Below are 17128 nucleotides of genomic sequence, written 5' to 3' on the forward strand. Positions count from 1 at the left end.
CACATCAACTAACCCGCAGTAGCGCCTTGCCGACGAGGGTTCGGCCCTCGATCGCCCGGTGCGCTTCGCCGAGCTGCTCGAGCGCGAAGGTGCGGTCGATCGCCGGGATCAAATCGCCGGCCAGGACTCGCGCGATGACGGCGTCACCGCTGAGCGTGACCTCCCTGCTGTCCGCGCGGAGGTCCATGATGCCCTTCACCGTGATGCCACGCCGCTCAGCTTCGGCCGGGTCGTACTCCGCGAAGCCGCCGCTCGGGGCACCGTGCGCGGAGAACCAGCCGCCGTCTTTGACTGTGGTGAACGACGCGGCACCGAGTTTGCCGCCTGCACCATCGAAGACGATGTCGACACCCTGGCCATTGGTTGCCTCTAGCACCGACTTCTCCCAGCCGGGCTCCGAGTAGTCGATCGCGACCTCGGCACCTTGGGCTTTGACGAGGTCGAGCTTCGCCTGGCCGCGAGCGGCGGCGATGACGTGGGCTCCGGCCTTGCGGGCAAGCTGGATGAGCAGCACGCCCATGCCGCCGGCTGCTGCGGTGATCAGCACCTCCTTGTCTTTGAGGTTCGGGGCGAGTTGTTCGAGGAGGAGTGTGGTGAAGCCGTCGCCGTGGACGGCCACTGCGGTCTCGAGGTTCAACTGCTCGGGTAGTGGGATCAGCGAGTCGGCAGGGACTACTGCCTGCTCGGCGTGAGCGCCGAAGCCAGTGACGCGACCGAGGACGGTCCTGCCGATCCATTGGTCGTCCACGCCCTCGCCGACTGAGCGGACCCGGCCGCCTAGCGACCTTCCAGGGATGTAGGGCGGTTCCACCTTGAAGAAGCCGCCGTGCTGGCCCCGCCGGATCGCCGTTTCCACGAAGATGATGTCGGTTACTTGTACGTCGATGACCGCCTCCCCTGCGCCGGCGACCGGCTCCGGCCAGTCCTGGGTTTCGATGACCTCCGGCCCACCGAACTTCGTCACCACTGCTGCTCGCATATCCGTCACTCCATCAAGTCGCTGCCTCTGTCACCCTTGATCCTGCAACCTCAACTTGAGTTCAGGTCAACTACGACCGCGGTTTCTGATAGCAGCGCTGCCGATCTCCCCGACCTTGTCGACACACCTGCTGACGGCGCAGATCCGCCGCTGACCTCACCCGGGCCCGCCTAAGCCTCGTCGTGAAGTTGGCGAACATAGGGCGGGGGGATGCCGGACAGCGGACACAAGCGGGGACCCCGGACAGGATGTGGCACCCTCGGACAGGTCATTTCGTGTCCGCGATCCCCAGATCGTGTCCGCAGTCCCCAGATCGTGTCGGCAGTTCCCAGATGGCGTCGGCAGTCCTGGATCTGACTCGGAGGTCCCGAATCCGGCCGGGCTGGGAGATGTTGCGAGCCACAGGTGCGCGGTCGGCGAGCACACGCCTCTCTCTCAAGGAGCCAGCGGACCGCCAACACTCACCAACCACCCGAAAGCGCACGTCCGGGCGCGCTGCTGAGCGCGGCGAGCCCCTCGCGCAGGAGCTTGGTGAGTGCTGGCGGTCCGCCCCCGCCGCCAACTCGGACCGGCGGGCGCGGTGCGGCGGCGCGGTGCGGTGAGCGTGGTAGTCGGCAGGCGCACCGCAACGATCCGGCGGGCGGTCGGCGAGCACAGGAGCCGCTGGCTCCACGAGCGGGCGACCTGCCGCAGCGGCGCTTCTTCTCAAGCAGCCAGCGGATCGCCAACACTCACCAACCACCCGAAAGCACACGTCCGGGCGCGCTGCTGAGCGCGGCGAGCCCCTCGCGCAGGAGCTTGGTGAGTGCTGGCGGTCCGCCCCCGCCGCCAACTCGGACCGGCGGGCGCGATCGCCGGTGCTGCGGCAGGCGCGATCGGCGGTGGGTGCGGCGACCGCATTAGTCGGCAGGCGCGCCTTAGCGAGCCGTGCGCGGTCGATGGCTGCGCAGGGCTGTCGGCGAGTGAGGCGGTCGGCGGCGGGTGTGTGCTGGTCGGGCGCGGTGCGGGGTCGCCCCGGGCGCGGTGGTCGGGCGCGGTGGTGCGGGAGCGGGAGGTCGCGGGGTGGTGCGGGAGCGGGAGGTCGCGGGGTGGTGCGGGAGCGGGAGGTCGCGGGGTGGTGCGGGAGCGGGAGGTCGCGGGGTGGTGCGGGAGCGGGAGGTCGCGGGGTGGTGCGAGAGCGGGGTTCGCGGGGTGGGCGGTGGTTCGTGGGTGATGGGGTTGTCGGTTGGGGTGGGTACTGTGCGGGGGGTGGTTGAGATGGTGTTCGTGCCGGGTGAGCCGCCTCGGGTGGGGCGGCTGGCGGTGTATGGGGACCTTGGCGGGGTGGGCCTGGTCGCCGACGGGGTGGTGGAGCTGGTTCTGCCTCGCGGCAAGCAGCTGAGGCGAGTCGAGGTCGCGGCCCGGTTGTTGAGTGTTGCGGAGGCGCTGGAATTCCTCGGGAAGCCAGCGGGAGAAGGGGAATCCGCGAGTCACCGGGCCTGGCGGGCGGCGGCGCTGGCTGGGGTGGGGTTGATCGCCAGAGGGCGGTTGGTGCCGGAGAAGAGTCCGAGCGGGTGTGGAGCTTGGCGGGTTGCGCCGCTGGATCCGGCGGACCGGGGCTGGCTGAAGAATCTCGGGGCAGCGATGCCGGCGCATGGTCATGCGGTACCAGTTGAGGGCTCCCGGCCGATCAGGCTGGCCGATCCGGAGCTTCTGGTGCGGGCATTCTGGGATGCGCTCGCAGACACGTTGGTGCGGACGCCCGCGGCCGGGTTCGCAGTACGGGAGAGTGCGGCGGCGTTCGCCGAGGTGGAGCCGCGGGAGCTGACTGGGCCGACTGAGTGGTTGGACGAGACCGCCTTGAGTGAGGAGGCTGGTGCGCGGCTGGTACTGCGGATCGAGCCGCCTGAGGATGACTCGGAGTTCAAGGCGGTCCTCCAGCTGCGGAGTGGGATGGACCCGAGCTTGCTCGTGGATGTGGCGGACGTGTGGAACGCGCCGGCCGCGGTACTGGCTGCGCTTGGGGAGCGGGCGGAGACTGATCTGCTGCTGGCGTTGCGGCGTGGAGCGCGGGTCTGGCCGCCGTTGGGCGCGGCGTTGAAGGATGCGGCGCCGGAGTCGGTCCGGATCGACGATGAAGCGCTGGATGAGCTCGCGGGCGACAGCGCGGCATTGGACGGGGCCGGCATCGAGGTGTTGTGGCCCGCGGAGTTGTTCGCGGGCGAGTTGGCTGTGCGGGGTGCGGCGCAGGCGACGCCGACGCCAGGTGCGGTAACCGGGCCGGGCTTCAGCATGCACGAGCTGCTCGCATTCAAGTGGCGGCCGACGCTGGATGGGCAGGAGCTCACCGAGGCCGAGGTCGCGGCGCTGGCCGAGGCGAAGCGGCCGATGATCCGGATGCGCGGGCGGTGGGTTCGGATCGACCAGGACCTTGTGCGGAAGTTGCGGCACGGCGGATCGCGGAAGTTGACCGGCGCGGAGGCGCTCGGCGCGGCATTGACCGGCATGATCGAGGTGGATGGCGAGCTGGTCGCGTTCGATGCCGGCGGCTCGCTGCAAACGATGGTGGATCGGCTGCGGACTTTCCGAGAACCGGATCCCGGCGTGGAGCCGGCCCGCGGAGAGCCAGGGCTCAGCCTGGAGCCGGTGGGCTTGCGGGCGACTTTGCGTGATTACCAAAGAAGAGGTGTCGCGTGGATGGCGCATCTTGCCGAGCTCGGGCTTGGCGGGTGCCTTGCGGATGACATGGGGCTGGGCAAGACGATTCAGGTGATCGCACTGCATCTCCAGCTCCGGGGGCGCGGGCCGACGCTGGTCGTCTGCCCGTCGACCTTGCTCGGGACCTGGGAGCGGGAGCTGGGCAAGTTCGCGCCGGATGTGCCGACCCGGCGGTACCACGGTGCCGGGCGGTCGTTGAGTGACCTGGCTGCCGATGAGGTGGTGCTGACGACGTACGGCGTGGTGCGTCAGGACCACCGGGTGCTGGGCGAGATCTTCTGGGGTCTGGCGGTTGCCGATGAGGCGCAGCACGCCAAGAACCCCTTGTCGCGAACGGCTCGTGCCTTGAGGACGTTGCCAGCGGCAACCAGACTCGCGCTGACCGGGACGCCGGTGGAGAACCGTCTGTCGGAGCTGTGGTCGATCCTGGACTGGGCTGCGCCCGGTTTGCTCGGCACATTGGACCGGTTCCGCCACGACATCGCAGTACCGGTCGAGCGTTATCACGACGAAGAGGCGACCGCCCGGCTCGCGCGTGTGACTCGGCCGTTCTTGCTGCGTCGGAAGAAGACGGACCCGGGCATCGCGCCGGAGCTCCCGCAGAAGACGGAGAACGACCTCGTCGTACCGCTCACCACCGAGCAGGCCACGCTCTACCAAGCGGTCGCGAAGGAGACGCTGGCCAAGATCGAGGAGGCGGAGGGGATCGCGCGGCGTGGGCTGGTGCTGAGTCTGCTCACCCAGCTGAAGCAGGTGTGCAACCACCCGGCGCAGTTCCTGCACGAGCCCGGTCCACTCCCCCGTCGCTCCGGCAAGCTCGCGGCGCTCGACGAACTGCTCGACGTCATTCTGGCCGAGGGCGAGTCGGTGCTGATCTTCAGCCAGTACGTCGAGATGTGCCGGCTGATCGAGTCCCATCTGGCCGCGCGGCAGGTTCGTACGCTCTTCCTGCACGGTGGGATCGGCGTGCGCAAGCGCGAGCAGCTCGTCGAGCAGTTCCAGGCGGGCGAGGCGCAGGTGTTCCTGCTGTCGTTGAAGGCGGGCGGCGTCGGGTTGACTCTGACCAAGGCGACGCACGTCGTGCACTACGACCGCTGGTGGAATCCCGCGGTTGAGGATCAGGCGACGGATCGCGCGTACCGGATCGGGCAGGATCGGCCAGTGCAAGTGCACCGGCTCGTCACGGAGAACACGCTGGAGGACCGGATCTCCGCGGTCATCGCGGCCAAGCGCGATCTGGCGGACGCGGTCGTGGGGTCGGGCGAGGCCTGGCTGAGCGAGCTCTCCGACACCGAGCTCACCGAGCTGGTCGAGCTGTCCACGACTCCGGCGAAGTCCGGGGCTGCCAGTGCGTACAACCCTTCTGCTGTTGGGCGGACAGCATGAACGAACGTACTCCGTGGCAGGGCTGGCGGCGTTCTTCGGAGGAGAGCGCGGGACTGCCGACGGCCAAGGGACCCGGGAGTCGCCGGCCGTTCGGGTTGACCTGGTGGGGCAAGGCCTGGGTGGATGCGCTGGAGCACCGCGCGCGGCTGGATCCGAACCGCCTCGGTCGCGGGCGTTCGTATGCGCGCCGCGGCAGCGTCCTCGACCTGCGGGTGGATCCCGGCGTCGTGAGCGCAACCGTTCAGGGCAGCCGGGTGACTCCGTATGAGGTGACCGTGCGGATCCGCGCATTCTCGGGGGACGAGTGGGACGCTGTGCTCGCCGTGGTGTCCGCACAGATCGGACGGGTCGCCGCGCTGCTGGATGGGGAGCTTCCGCCCGAGGTCGTGGATGATGCGCAGGCAGCGGGGCTCGAGTTGTTGCCGGCCGCGGGTGAGGTGAAGACCGCCTGCAACTGTCCGGATTTCGCCGTGCCTTGTAAGCATTCGGCGGCGGTGTGCTTCTTGATCGCGGATGCGCTGGACGAGGATCCATTCGTGTTGCTGCTGCTGCGCGGGCGACGGCGGGATGAGCTGATGTCTGCCCTGCGTTCTCGCCGGTCGGCTGGTGGGGATGTGCGCGCGGTCAAGGCTCGGCCGGTCGGAGTACTGGCGAAGGCTGCTTTCTCAAAGGAGCCGAGACCAGTGCCGTTGCCGCCGAAGCCGTTGGGGCAGCCGGGGGTGGCATCGGCCGTGTTGATGTTGGATCCGCCGCGGCAGTCAGGCGTGGACGGTCGCGAACTGGTGGCGCTGGCGACGGACGCGGCTCGGCGGGCGTGGGAACTCGCGTCGGGTGATGGAGATGGCGGGCTGGGGTTGAGTCAGGACGAGGATTTGGCGCGCCGGGGCGCGGGGCTGCTCGGGACGTCGGGGCTGGCGGATCTGGCGCACCGCGCCGGCGTACCGGCGCGGCAGCTGACAAGTTGGGCGATCGCCTGGCGCGAAGGCGGTGCGGGTGGGTTCGCCGTCGCCGTCTCCGACCCTGTCGAGGTCGACGCCGCAGCATTGTCGGAGGGTCGCGACGCGCTACTTGCGAGCTCGGCGGGCGCAGTTGTGACGATTGAGGGGAATTGGGTTGCCGCCGATCGGCAGCAGTTGAGGCTAGGGAGTGACGGGCTCTGGTATCTGTTCAGCAAGCAGTTCAACGACTGGGTGCTGAGCGGGCCGGGCGCCGCCGATCCTGTGGAACTGCTTGGCTCTTGAGCCGACGAAGGCTACGCCGCGAACTCAGGCCGTGAAGTGCACACCTGAGAAGCGGGTGCGCCACTCCGTTACCCGGGCCGCACCGCACGCCGGCCAAGCAAGAGCGAACGGTAGCCGGGGCAGCAAGGCTGCGGGTGGACTGTTGCGGTGCAATGCTGAGAATCCGAAACGGGAGGTCGCGATGGGGTTCTACGCAGAGCGGGTCGTGCCGCGGATAGTCAACATCGCGTGTGGAACCAAGTCGGTCGAATTGCTACGACGCCGGGTCTGCCAGGGTCTCAAGGGTGAAGTCGTCGAGATCGGGTTCGGTTCGGGTCACAACGTTCCCCTCTACCCGGCGGTCGTCAGCGCCGTGTCCGCCGTAGAGCCTTCGGATCTCGGCTGGAAGCTGGCCGGCGACCGCGTCGCGGCAACCAGCATCCCGGTGCAGCGAGCAGGTCTGGACGGGCAGGCCTTGCCCTTCGAGGACAGCAGCTTCGACGCCGCATTGTCCACCTGGACGCTCTGCACCATCCCCGATGCCGATGCGGCCCTCCGCGAGCTCCGCCGCGTCCTCAAGCCCGGTGGGACCCTGCACTTCCTCGAGCACGGGCTGGCGCCGGAGGAGGACGAAAACGTACGCCGCTGGCAACGACGCTTGGACCCGCTGGAGAAAAGACTCTTCGCGGGTTGTCACCTCACCAGGCCGATCGTCGACCTGGTGACAACCGCAGGCTTCACCGTGACCGAACTGGACGTCTTCTACGACGGCGCACCGAAACCGATGGTCGCCATCTCCCTCGGCACCGCGGTATCTCCCTGACCGCTGGAGTTCGGGCCGTCAGTGGCGAGTGAGGTTGGTCAGGACTTCCAGTTGCTCGATCAGGTGGGCGGCGATCTTGGCGTGGCCCTCGGTGGAGGGGTGGAGGCCGTCGGTGCAGTCGTCGGGGGTGATCCAGCCTTCGGTGTCGACGAACCAGATCGCCTCGTCGTCGGCGGCCTTCACGGCGGCCTCGATGGTGGCCGCGTGCTTACCGCTGAAGGGGCTCAGGGCAACTATTTTGCTGGTCGGGTACGCCGAACGCACGCGGCTGAGGTAGTCGCCGTACTGCTCGACGCTCAGGGTCTCGTCGTTCACGCCGAGGTTGAGCACGACGACCTGCGGGTCCTCGACCCGTCCGGCAGGCGAGCCGGCGAAGTTCCACCCGAACGAGTCGAGCCCAGGTGGGACCTCACCGTTACCGGGGCGGGCGACTCCCTGGCGGCCGAAACCGACCTGGTACGCCGTGGCGCCGAGAGCGCGGGCGGTCAGGTAGGCGAAGGACTTCGTGCCGTCGGCGCCGGCTGATTCCGGTTCGGCGCTGAGCGCGCGGACTCCCTGGGTGATGGAGTCGCCGTAGAACTCCAGCCGCGGCCCGTTCGGGCGGCCGCTCAGCCGGAGCCGGGTCGAGGAGTCGAGCACGAGGCCGGCGAAGGCAACCGCGCAGTCGAACGGCGGGTTCCACCGGTTCGCGAACTCGTTGACGTCCTTCACCACGATCTCGACCCGGTGCTGTCCGGGTTCCGCGGCGAGCTCCATCACCGGCTGCTCGACCACGTGCAGCCGAGGCTCACCGTCGTCCACCGTGAGCCACAGGTGTGGCGGCACGGTCAGCCCCTCGGTGTCGAACAACACCTGCACCCGGCCGCCGCTGAAGGTGAAGGTGATCCGCGACCCGGAGTTCACGGTGGTCGCGAGACCGGGCTGGAGGCCCCACTGCCCCTCGAGGACGATGCGGGGGTCGGCAGGTGCGACCACCTCGCCTGGTGCGAACTCGTTCACGGCAGACTCCCTCGACTCACGGCAACCCGACCTATTCTGCGTCACCAGCCGTCCTTGTGCGCTCTCGCCTCGAAGAGCAGGATCCCGGCCGACAGCGCGACGTTGAGCGAATCGGCCTGGCCGAGCATCGGGATCGACACCGCGCCGAAGCCCTCCTGATGCCAACGGCTGGACAACCCGCCGCCCTCCGAGCCGACCACGAACGCCGTCGGACGACCCTGGTACGCCGGTACGCGGTAGCTGCCGGCTGCCCCGGGATCGGCGAGGTGCACCTCGAACCCGTGCCGGCGCAACCACCCGGCCGCATCCGCGACATCGTCGAACTCGAGCACCGGTGTGGTCAGCACCATCCCCCGGCTCGCGGCGTACACGGAAGGGTGGTTGAGGCGCGCGCGGCGGCTGGTCAGCACAAGGCAGTCCGCCCGGGCGGCGTCGACCGTACGGATCAGTGTGCCGAGGTTGCCCGCATACTCGACCCCGTCGGCGACGAGCACCAGGGATGACTCGTCGAAGCGGAACTCGCCGGGATGCCAGACCGGCAGCTCGGCGAGCGAGATGAGCCCGTCCGGCCGGGTTCGGCGACTCAGCCGGGCGAGCAGTTTCTCCGAGATCCGGTAGACCTCGCGGGCCCGCGATGCCACCCGCGCGGCGCGTTCCGCAGTACGGTCGGCTGCTTCGGGGCAGTAGAAGAAGGCATGGATGACCGTGCGGCTGTCGAGGAGCTGGCTGTGTTCCCAGCTGCCCTCGACCATGATCCGGCCGGGTGCGGAATCCTTGCGGACGGCAAGCAGTTCGCGGATCCGCGGATGTTGTGGACCAGCCATCAGGCCATCTAGACGTGCCTGATCAGAGGTCGGTGCCATGGATGAGCTCCGAGGTCGAGAGAACGGTCGAGCGCGCCGGGGACGACCCTGTGGCCGTCCGCACCGGCTGGGCGATGAATCGGTGGCGCGGTCCTGGAAACGCGCTAGCCGAGCGTTCTCTCCATGCTTCGGATGGTAGGCAGCGCCTAGTGCTGCGTCACCTGATTTTCCCGCCGCAGCCGGACCGGCCGGCTGGCGACCAACTCGAGTTTGTCGCTGAGCTGACCCGTTTATTAGCCGCCGAGAGGTGAACTGAAGGGGCCAACGAACCAGATAAGGAGACGGCAACCATGAACAGTCTCGTCAAGCGTGACCGCAGCACGTTCGCGGACCTGGTCGACTGGCTGGAATCCGAGTTTCCCACCATCCCGTCGGTCCGCCAGTTCGCGGGTCTGCAGATGATGCGGGTCGAGGACTTCCAGGACGGGAACGAGTACGTGGTGCGAGCCGAACTGCCGGGGATCGATCCGGACAAGGACATCGACATCCAGCTCCTGGACGGCGTACTGACCATCAAGGCGGAGCGGCGGGAGGAGAACAAGGACGCCAACCGCTCCGAGTTCCGCTACGGCTCCTTCTCCCGCAGCCTCACCCTGCCGTCCGGGGCGGACGAGAACAACGTCAGGGCGACGTACAAGGACGGGATCCTCGAGATCCGGGTTCCGCTGAAGGAGGAACAGCACCCGGAGCCGCGGCGCATCAACGTCGCCAAGGACTGACCGCTGAGGCGTGACCGGGTTCAGCGCCCGGTCACGCCGGCGCTCAGCCTGCAGCGCTCAGCCGACAGCCAGGTGCAGCAGGCGGACCACCTCACGGTCGCTGGTCTGGCTGAAGTCGCGATACCACTCGCCCACGCTGCTCAACCGGCTCGGCGTGTGCAGGCAGACGATCTCGTCGGCTGCCGCACCCGCCCGGCTCAGCCCGTTCTCCGATCCGACCGGTACTGCGACGACGACCCAGGCTGCCGCCCCGGCCCGAGCCACCTCACAGGCGGCGGCCATGGTCGATCCGGTGGCGATCCCGTCATCGACCAGTATCACGGTCCGCCCGTTGAGCGCGACCGGCTCACGGTCGCCGCGGAAACGAAGTGCCCGCGCCTCGACCTCGGCGGACTCGCGCCGCTCCACCTCGGCCAGATCCTCCAGCGGAAGACCCGTGGCCCGCAGCAGTTGCTCGTTGATCACCCGGACCCCACCTTCGCCGACGGCGCCGAGGCCCAGCTCCGGCTGGTAAGGCAACCCGAGTTTGCGGACGATGATCACGTCCAGCGGCGCATCCAGGTGCCGAGCCACGACGGCCGCGACCGGGACGCCGCCCCGCGGCAGACCCAGCACGACCACCTCATCGGCGCGCACCGATTCCAGCGCCATCCCCAGCCGGCGTCCCGCCTCCGCTCGATCCGCGAACATCTCCGGCCCTTCCTCCGACGATCCCCTTCTCCCCAGTGGAGTCCGGTCACGGCGACCTGACAAGACCGAAGCCCGGGTGGAACTCCGGCGTGCGGTTGTCCACAGGCGGAGCGTCCCTCGGTTTTCGGTCTGTCCGTGGGTGTCGATAAAGTCCGACTTCTGGTTGCCGTCCGCTTAGGCTGACGGGTCGGCTGCCGCACGGGAGGAGGATCGATGGACGCGACGTTGCTGGATGCCGAGGCCGAAGCGGCCGTACTGCGGGTCTACCGGCAGGTGTTCGCCGTGCTCGCCCGCGAGGCCGGCGCGATGATCGTCGATCCCGAGCTGCTGGAGGTCGACCAGGCGATCCTGGACGCGTTCGCCGAAGCGGGCAGTGACGGGCTCACCGTCGAGCAGGCCTCGCTGGCCTGCCGGGGATATCCGCACGACGTGATCGTCCGCCGGTTCGAGGTGCTCCGCCAGTATGGCGCGATCACCAAGCTCGTGGACCGCCCGAACGAGCTGCGCCACCGGGCCGCCTTCGCGCCGTACGTGATGTTGATGTTCCTCAAGCGGATGTCGGTCCAGGGTGGCCAGGCCGAGCTGCACCAGCTGCTGACGCTCGAGGCGCACAGCGTCAGCGACCCGCGCGCGACCGAGGACCAGGGGCAGGCGTCGATCGAGCGGCTGACCAAGGTCTTCCGCCTGCTCGGCAACGAGCTCGCGATCCTGGTGTCGACCAGCACGACCGCGCAGCTGCGGGAGAACGCGCAGCTCGCCTGGGGCAATGAGCGCCTGATCGAGCAAGCCGAGAAGGTGCATAGGATCGTCCTGGAGCGCTGGCCGTCGCTCCACCGCGCGTGCACTGCGCTACGGATGTCACTCGCCGCGTATGCCGATGCCGTGCAACTCGCCGCAGGCCGCCTGGTCGAACGAGCCGGTACTACGCGCGCGCTCGGGTTGCTGCCGATCGAGACCTGGCTGACGTTCACCCGGAGCAGCGAGACCGAGGTGCTCGCGGGCGTGCTCGACGGGTTGCTCTTCGACGCGGCCGCGCCGGACTTCTCCCCCGAGGGAATGCTGGAGGCGGTGGAGTCGGGGCGTCGTACCGGTACTGCGCGGATGGCGCCGCCGCGGCCCTCCGCTGAGGTGGACGCACCGGAGTCGGCGGCAGCGACGGATCGAGAAGACCTGCGTGCCGCGGCCGAGCGGATTCTGGCCGGGCGCGAGAGCGTCAGCATCGTCGACGTGGTGGACGACGCGGGTGACTGGATCACCGCGCGTCGGGTGCTCGCCGAGTTGACCGCTGCCCATCTGCAGGACGAGCTGGACTATGAGCTGGTCTGGGCTGACGGGATGCGGATCGACCCGTCGGCCGGGACCCCCTGGGCGACCGAGGGCTCGTTCCGGCGGGTGAAGCGATGACTTCTTCGCCTGAGGTTGAGAGCGGGCGTAGTTACAACGCGTTGTGGTGGGCGAAGGTGCAGTCGGCCGGACCACTGCAGGTCTCGCCCGACACTCCCGCGGTTGCCGGGCTGACGCGGGCGGTGGAGCCCGACGGGGCGACTGTGTGGATGTTGCCGACGCTGCCGGCTGGTGCCGGGCATGCGGTGCTGGATGAGCTCGGGACTCCCCCGGTTGCCGTGGAGCAGCCTAACGAGACAGTCCGGGTGCTGGCGATCTGCGTGACGTGTTGCTGGCCGGATCGGAGCGGAAGTGCTTGGCCCGGGGTGGTGGGCACGCTCGCGCAGGTCAAGGCCGTGTACGCCGGGATGCGGGGGCGGCCGGAGCAGTCGAGTGACCTCACGCTGATCATCGGCAGCTTGCGCCGGTTGCACGCGACCAGTTGGTTGCTGTGGGACGAGAAGGCTGGAGAGGTGCGCCTCGGTCCGCGCGTGATCGCCTGGGGCCCGAACCAACTCGCCGGCCTCCGCGAGGTCTGCCGCATTCTGCCCGACCCACCCGATCGGGGTGAAGGATGACTGAGCAGCATGCGTTGTTCGATCCGTTGTTGGAGGACTTGAGCGATCGCAGCCGGGACGAGGTGCTGGCGGCCTTCAGCGCGGTGCAGTACGCGGCGCATCCGGTGGCCGAGGTGCAGTTGGCCGGGTTGCGGGACGTGACGCTGCGGCGGCAGGTGCAGAAGATGCTGAAGCTGATCGGGCGGACGCTCGTCCACGTCGACGGCACGCATTGGACCGCCGGCTATGCCGACGACGTCGCCGAAACCCTGGCTGCACAGGGATGGCAGCCTCTGTCCGTCGTCGACCGCGCGGTGCTGGTGCTCGTGCTGGTGCACTCGGTCGCGATCCCGCGCAGCGAAGGAATCCTGACCGGCGACAGCTGGAAGTCCGCGCGCCCGACCACGGTCGACGAGCTGCGGACGACCAAGATCAGCAGCGAGGAGCGTCGGCTGTCTCTGCAGCGACTCCGTGCCGCCGGACTGATCCAGCTGTCCGGCGACCACTCGGGCGGGCCGAGCTACATCCCGGGCCCGCAACTGCAACGACTCACCCCAGCGGCCCGGGGGCGACTGCAGGATCAGCTGATCCTCGCGGCCGCACCGGCGAGCCCGATCGCGGAGGCCATCCGCGCGCGCAAAGGCGTCACCACTGAAGAAGGAGCGGCATGAGCAGTTCCGTTGAGGACGGACCGTACGACATCCTCGGCTCGAAGGTGCTGCTCGGCGTCCAGGTCGTCGACCTGTCCCGGTTGTCGACCCACCCGATCCCAATGGTCGGGCAGGGCCTCGTCACGGTCGCGGGACAAGGCCCGGTGGACTCGAACGGTGCCGGTAAGTCTTCGTGGATCGCCGCGCTATCGCTGCTCCACGCCGACGACCAGTGGCGGTTGACCAGCGGTGCGCCCGGGGCGGCCGAACTGCTCTTCACCGCGGAGGCCGCGGGCCAGGAAGGGAACTGGTCGAACGTCGATCGCGGCTACATCATCGGCGTCTTCTCCGACCCCGACCTGACGGATCTCGCGGAGATCGAGGCCGCGGCGATCACCGTCTGGATCCGGATCAACCGCAAAGCGTCGTACCTGGATCTGCGCTGGAAGAACGGCCTGCACGTGCCCTTCGGCGCGACCGAGGCCGAACGCGCGGCAGGCGCCGACGCGTTGTGGGCGGCGCTCCCGCATTCCAACGGCCGCACCGACTTCCACGCGAACAAGCTCTCCACCGTCCTGTACGGCGGGCAGGTCCGGTGCGTGTCGTTCCTCTCGACGTCGGTGCGGTCTTCGCCGACAGCCAACCTGCTGGCCGAGCCGCTCAACGAGCTGGGTCCGGCGCGGATCTTCAACGCGATCGCGACCCTGACCGGCCTGGACCACGAGCTCGAGCAGGAACAGGCACACCGCTCGGCCGAGCACACCCAGCGCGAGGCGACCAAGCAGGCGACGGGCGATCTGCAGCGCTGGGAGCAGGAGATGGCCACCGTCGAGGCGGGCATCCTCCAACGTGCTGCTGCTCGGGAGGCCCTGACTGCCGCGCGCGAGTCGTGGCAGGCGCGGTGTGCGCGGCACCTCGTCGACGGGGACGCGCGAAACAGCGAGATCGTGCACGAGTTGGCTGAGCTCGACCACCGGGTCGCCGAGCAGGAGGCTCGCCGCGAAGCGGTGGACAGCGAGATCGAGGCGTTCGGCAGCGAGGAGAACCTGCTGCGCGATGTCCAGCTGACCCGGCAGGAGCGGGACAAGCTGGACGCCCGCGACCGCGAGCTGGACCTCGCCCAACGTTCCGTGCGGGAGCAGCTCGAACGGCTCGGCCAGGAGCACCGCCGGCTCGTGGAGGCCGGTCGTTCCGCCGATGGGCGTGATCTGGACGCGGCCGTGGCCGAGCAGGACGAGGCTCGCGCGGCGCTGGAGGAGCACATCGGGCGGGTTCACGCGGCGCGTACCGCGGTCGATCATGCGTCCGCCTTGCTGCGCGAAGCCGAGAGCGGTCAGACCGTCTCTGCTCCCCAGCAGCAGGTGCTCGAGAACGCGGCGATCGCCTGCGGTGCGCTGACGGATATCACCCAGCTCGGTGAAGCGGATCGCGCCGAGTGGGAGCCGCGGCTGGCGCCATACCGCGAAGCTGTCGTGGTTGATGCGGAAGATGGCGCGTTAGCCGCCTCTGCTCTTGCCGACGCCGGCTATCCGGGGTTCTTGCTCGTCCTCGCAAATCGTCCGGGCAGCGCCTTTCGCAGTGGACCTTCGTCTGCGGATCAGCGGTTCAAGCTGGACGCCTTCTTCGTGGCACTTGCTGCGCGGGCCGCGAAGGAGGTCATCGACGAGGCCGCCGGTGTGGTAGCCGTCGGCCAGTTCGAGGAGGCGATCACCGGGCGGACCGCTCGGATCGAGGCCGCTCGGCGTCGGCTCGAGGCAGCCGTCGAGGCACGCTCGGCCGCATCTGCCGCTTTGGATCAGGCTCGTGCCCGCGTGGACCAGGCTGGGCGTCGTACTGCGGCCGCCCGCGCGCTGGGGACTGCTGCCGACGTACAGGAGCAGATCCTCGCGCTCCGCGAGGCGAACGACCGCCACGAGAACGACCGCGACGCCCTGGCTCCTCAGTTGCAGGCGGCAAAAGAATCGGCGGAGGCCGCGGCTGGTCAGCAGTTGGTCCGGGACGAGCGCCTGAAAAATCTCGAAGCGACCCGGCGGGACCACGACCGCATCCTCGACGATCTCGCCGGCCGGCGGCTGGTCCTGCTGGATGAGCAGACCTCGCTCGACCTGGTCACCCGGTCCACCGCCTGGGGTGCTTCGGCGGCCGAGGCTTCGGAGTTCCTCGTCGGGCTGGCGGATGACGCCCAGCGGCGTACGACTGGCGACTGGAACCATCAGGCCTGCACCCAACTCGACGACGTCGTCCGGCGTTGCTTCCCGAACGCACGCTCCCGGGAGGAGATCCCGTCGGAGTTGTGGGAGATCTTGAACGGCCCTGACGGCTGGTCCAACGGGACGCTCGGGGCGCGGGTCGCGCTGGTGCCGGCGTTGCAGCGGACACTCGCGAGCCACCTTGCGCAGCACGAGTCCTTCGACAGCCTCCAGCAACAGCAGATCGCCAGCCAGCGCGCTGAGCGGAACGCAGCCCTGGAGCGCGCCCGCGAGGGACTCGGCGAGGCCGAGAGCACCGCCCGCGCCCACCGTGCGTCCCTCGCCGACGGCATCAAGTCACGACTCCGGCTCGTCTCCGCCGAATTCGACCGTCTCGACCAGCAGTACGGCGGGTACGGGGCCAAGCTGGAATACCCCGAGCCCGACCCGCCGGCCGAGCCCGACAAGCCGTGGCGTTGGACCGTGACACCCAAGTGGCGGCGCTCCGAGGGCGGTCCGTTCTCAGCGTTCAACGTGAAAGGCAACACCGCCCAGATGGACGAGAAGGCAGTCAAGCTGGTCTGCGCCGCCGCCCTGGCGGGTGGAAGCGACAGGCCGCTGCTGCTGATCCTCGACGAGCTCGGGCGGAACCTGGGCTCCCAGCACCGGCGCGAAGCAGTCGCCTTGTTCGAGCAGATCGGACGGGACCGCAACATCACGGTGATCGGCGCCCTGCAGGACGACATGGAGCGCTACGCCCTGGCGTCGTCCCGCCTCTACGTGAAGCTGCGCCGCAGCTCCGACACGATGGCGTACAACCAGGCCCCCGTGGTCAAGGGCAACGACGAGTACGCAGCCCGGGTGGAACTCCTCCGCACCTGGCTCGAGTCCTACCGAGGCCCCCGACCCACCCTCGACCTGACAACCCACCTCGACGACACCCTCCCCACCTCGGAGAACGCCGCGCCGGCCGGGAAGGCGCGGTGAGGGGCCGGTCGTGAGGGTCGGTGGGGACGGGTTTTGGCTGGGATGCTGCGGAAATCGGACCCCGGTGGTTGGGTCCGACCTATGGCTCGTTCACACTGGAGTGGTGACGTGTCCTCAGGTCGGTTCGGATCGTTCACGCGGAGTAGGCGGAGCCCTGGCCAACCCCTCACAGATCGGCGTACCGTCCGTGGGACAGGTCCAGCCGGTAGTTGATCGGAGGGCGTGAGATGGCATCTTGGCTGCTGCGCGCCCAGTGGACTCACCGGGACGAATCCATCGAGCACCGCGCATTGCGGGTACTGCGCACGCTGACCGCCGTCGCGGTCGCCTTCCCGGACGTTCACGCCTGGACCCAGGACGAGCGCTGGGGCTACCACGTGCTCGAGGCCGACGCGACGACGCCGCTCCAGGAAATGGTGGAAGCGACCACCAAGGTCTTGTCGAACGGCTCGAGTACGACGCGGCTTCATCTTCAGAGCACCGGGGAACTCCCGTGGTTGTTCGACCTCTCCATGGCCGGCACCCTCACCACGGCGTCCGATCAGCTGACCTTGCACTGGAGTGATGACGAGGCGCTGGTCGAGTCCGAGCGCTTCGCCCAGGTACTGCGAGCCGTCGTGACGATCTGGGAGCCCGAATGGGCCAGCATCGCCGACACCGAGCTCGCCGCGGCCGCCGGCGTCTTCCGCCGCGGGATTCCGACGATGGGCTGGCTCACGTACGTCCGCGGCCTGGTGGCCGGTGCCCCTGGCATCGACATCAACCTCACCCCGTTCGAACGAGGCACGCTTCTACAGGCCCCGGTCGCGCCGGCAGACCTGACGCCCGTGCACATCTGCGCCGCGGCAGCCCTGGTCGGCATAGCCCCCGAGACTGCCTGACCAGCCCTACGTGCTGGGAAAATGAGCTGGGAAAACTAGTGCCACAAATGTTAAGGGCCACCCGTGTGGGTGGCCCTTAACAGTGTGAATGTCCGGCGACGTCCT

13 protein-coding genes are annotated in these 17128 nt (G+C 68.9%); 9 read left to right on the forward strand and 4 right to left on the reverse strand.

Annotation, left to right across the window (positions count from 1 at the left end; translation table 11 throughout):
* Window positions 1–4: 4 nt before the first annotated feature.
* Window positions 5–979: a zinc-binding dehydrogenase gene (locus ABD210_RS30595; RefSeq protein ID WP_344116278.1), complete on the reverse strand. Its 975-nt coding sequence runs from the start codon at window positions 977–979 to the stop codon at window positions 5–7.
* Between the two features lie 1257 nt (window positions 980–2236).
* Here ABD210_RS30595 and ABD210_RS30600 point away from each other — a divergent pair.
* The 3 genes from ABD210_RS30600 to ABD210_RS30610 all read left to right on the forward strand — a co-directional run bounded on the left by ABD210_RS30600 (window position 2237) and on the right by ABD210_RS30610 (window position 7105).
* Complete coding sequence (locus ABD210_RS30600) at window positions 2237–5062, forward strand: DEAD/DEAH box helicase (protein ID WP_344116300.1); 2826 nt, start codon at window positions 2237–2239, stop codon at window positions 5060–5062.
* Complete coding sequence (locus tag ABD210_RS30605) at window positions 5059–6303, forward strand: SWIM zinc finger family protein (RefSeq protein ID WP_344116281.1); 1245 nt, start codon at window positions 5059–5061, stop codon at window positions 6301–6303. The genes ABD210_RS30600 and ABD210_RS30605 overlap by 4 nt, the downstream gene beginning before the upstream one ends.
* Before the next feature lie 181 nt (window positions 6304–6484).
* On the forward strand, window positions 6485–7105 hold the full coding sequence (locus ABD210_RS30610) for a class I SAM-dependent methyltransferase (protein WP_344116283.1): 621 nt from the start codon (window positions 6485–6487) through the stop codon (window positions 7103–7105).
* 18 nt (window positions 7106–7123) lie between these two features.
* Here the strand turns inward: ABD210_RS30610 and ABD210_RS30615 are convergent, their stop codons facing one another.
* Both ABD210_RS30615 and ABD210_RS30620 read right to left on the reverse strand, forming a co-directional pair.
* Window positions 7124–8104 (reverse strand): SGNH/GDSL hydrolase family protein, encoded by a 981-nt coding sequence (locus ABD210_RS30615; protein ID WP_344116285.1) that lies wholly within the window; start codon window positions 8102–8104, stop codon window positions 7124–7126.
* Between the two features lie 41 nt (window positions 8105–8145).
* Window positions 8146–8928, reverse strand: a complete 783-nt coding sequence (locus ABD210_RS30620) for a TrmH family RNA methyltransferase (protein WP_344116287.1) — start codon at window positions 8926–8928, stop codon at window positions 8146–8148.
* Between the two features lie 329 nt (window positions 8929–9257).
* Here ABD210_RS30620 and ABD210_RS30625 point away from each other — a divergent pair, with 329 nt between their 5' ends.
* Window positions 9258–9686 carry an Hsp20/alpha crystallin family protein gene (locus ABD210_RS30625; RefSeq protein WP_344116289.1) on the forward strand — a complete coding sequence of 143 codons (429 nt, stop codon included), beginning with the start codon at window positions 9258–9260 and terminating at the stop codon, window positions 9684–9686.
* A gap of 57 nt (window positions 9687–9743) precedes the next feature.
* Here ABD210_RS30625 and ABD210_RS30630 read toward each other — a convergent pair whose 3' ends face one another.
* Complete coding sequence (locus ABD210_RS30630; protein WP_344116290.1) at window positions 9744–10376, reverse strand: phosphoribosyltransferase; 633 nt, start codon at window positions 10374–10376, stop codon at window positions 9744–9746.
* Window positions 10377–10589: 213 nt separating this feature from the next.
* On the opposite strand from ABD210_RS30630, the gene ABD210_RS30635 reads away from it, so the two are divergent.
* The 5 genes from ABD210_RS30635 (at window position 10590) to ABD210_RS30655 (ending at window position 17023) form a co-directional block, all read left to right on the forward strand.
* Entirely contained in the window at window positions 10590–11780 is a 1191-nt protein-coding gene (locus ABD210_RS30635; protein ID WP_344116292.1) for a hypothetical protein, read from the forward strand.
* Window positions 11777–12337 carry a hypothetical protein gene (locus ABD210_RS30640; RefSeq protein ID WP_344116293.1) on the forward strand — a complete coding sequence of 187 codons (561 nt, stop codon included), beginning with the start codon at window positions 11777–11779 and terminating at the stop codon, window positions 12335–12337. Before ABD210_RS30635 ends, ABD210_RS30640 begins: the two co-directional genes overlap by 4 nt.
* Entirely contained in the window at window positions 12334–12987 is a 654-nt protein-coding gene (locus tag ABD210_RS30645; protein WP_344116294.1) for a hypothetical protein, read from the forward strand. The genes ABD210_RS30640 and ABD210_RS30645 overlap by 4 nt, the downstream gene beginning before the upstream one ends.
* Complete coding sequence (locus ABD210_RS30650) at window positions 12984–16142, forward strand: coiled-coil domain-containing protein (RefSeq protein ID WP_344116296.1); 3159 nt, start codon at window positions 12984–12986, stop codon at window positions 16140–16142. Before ABD210_RS30645 ends, ABD210_RS30650 begins: the two co-directional genes overlap by 4 nt.
* A 227-nt stretch (window positions 16143–16369) precedes the next feature.
* Complete coding sequence (locus ABD210_RS30655) at window positions 16370–17023, forward strand: hypothetical protein (protein WP_344116298.1); 654 nt, start codon at window positions 16370–16372, stop codon at window positions 17021–17023.
* Window positions 17024–17128 lie beyond the last annotated feature (105 nt).

Source organism: Kribbella alba (genome assembly GCF_039529635.1).
GTDB classification, from domain to species: Bacteria; Actinomycetota; Actinomycetes; order Propionibacteriales; family Kribbellaceae; genus Kribbella; species Kribbella alba.

What these genes read in the sequence shown, in the direction of transcription:
- ABD210_RS30595 (WP_344116278.1), bottom strand. Translation starts at nt 979, where the DNA reads ATGCGAGCAGCAGTGGTGACGAAGTTCGGTGGGCCGGAGGTCATCGAA.
- ABD210_RS30600 (WP_344116300.1), top strand. Translation starts at nt 2,237, where the DNA reads ATGGTGTTCGTGCCGGGTGAGCCGCCTCGGGTGGGGCGGCTGGCGGTG.
- ABD210_RS30605 (WP_344116281.1), top strand. Translation starts at nt 5,059, where the DNA reads ATGAACGAACGTACTCCGTGGCAGGGCTGGCGGCGTTCTTCGGAGGAG.
- ABD210_RS30610 (WP_344116283.1), top strand. Translation starts at nt 6,485, where the DNA reads ATGGGGTTCTACGCAGAGCGGGTCGTGCCGCGGATAGTCAACATCGCG.
- ABD210_RS30620 (WP_344116287.1), bottom strand. Translation starts at nt 8,928, where the DNA reads ATGGCTGGTCCACAACATCCGCGGATCCGCGAACTGCTTGCCGTCCGC.
- ABD210_RS30625 (WP_344116289.1), top strand. Translation starts at nt 9,258, where the DNA reads ATGAACAGTCTCGTCAAGCGTGACCGCAGCACGTTCGCGGACCTGGTC.
- ABD210_RS30630 (WP_344116290.1), bottom strand. Translation starts at nt 10,376, where the DNA reads ATGTTCGCGGATCGAGCGGAGGCGGGACGCCGGCTGGGGATGGCGCTG.
- ABD210_RS30635 (WP_344116292.1), top strand. Translation starts at nt 10,590, where the DNA reads ATGGACGCGACGTTGCTGGATGCCGAGGCCGAAGCGGCCGTACTGCGG.
- ABD210_RS30640 (WP_344116293.1), top strand. Translation starts at nt 11,777, where the DNA reads ATGACTTCTTCGCCTGAGGTTGAGAGCGGGCGTAGTTACAACGCGTTG.
- ABD210_RS30645 (WP_344116294.1), top strand. Translation starts at nt 12,334, where the DNA reads ATGACTGAGCAGCATGCGTTGTTCGATCCGTTGTTGGAGGACTTGAGC.
- ABD210_RS30650 (WP_344116296.1), top strand. Translation starts at nt 12,984, where the DNA reads ATGAGCAGTTCCGTTGAGGACGGACCGTACGACATCCTCGGCTCGAAG.
- ABD210_RS30655 (WP_344116298.1), top strand. Translation starts at nt 16,370, where the DNA reads ATGGCATCTTGGCTGCTGCGCGCCCAGTGGACTCACCGGGACGAATCC.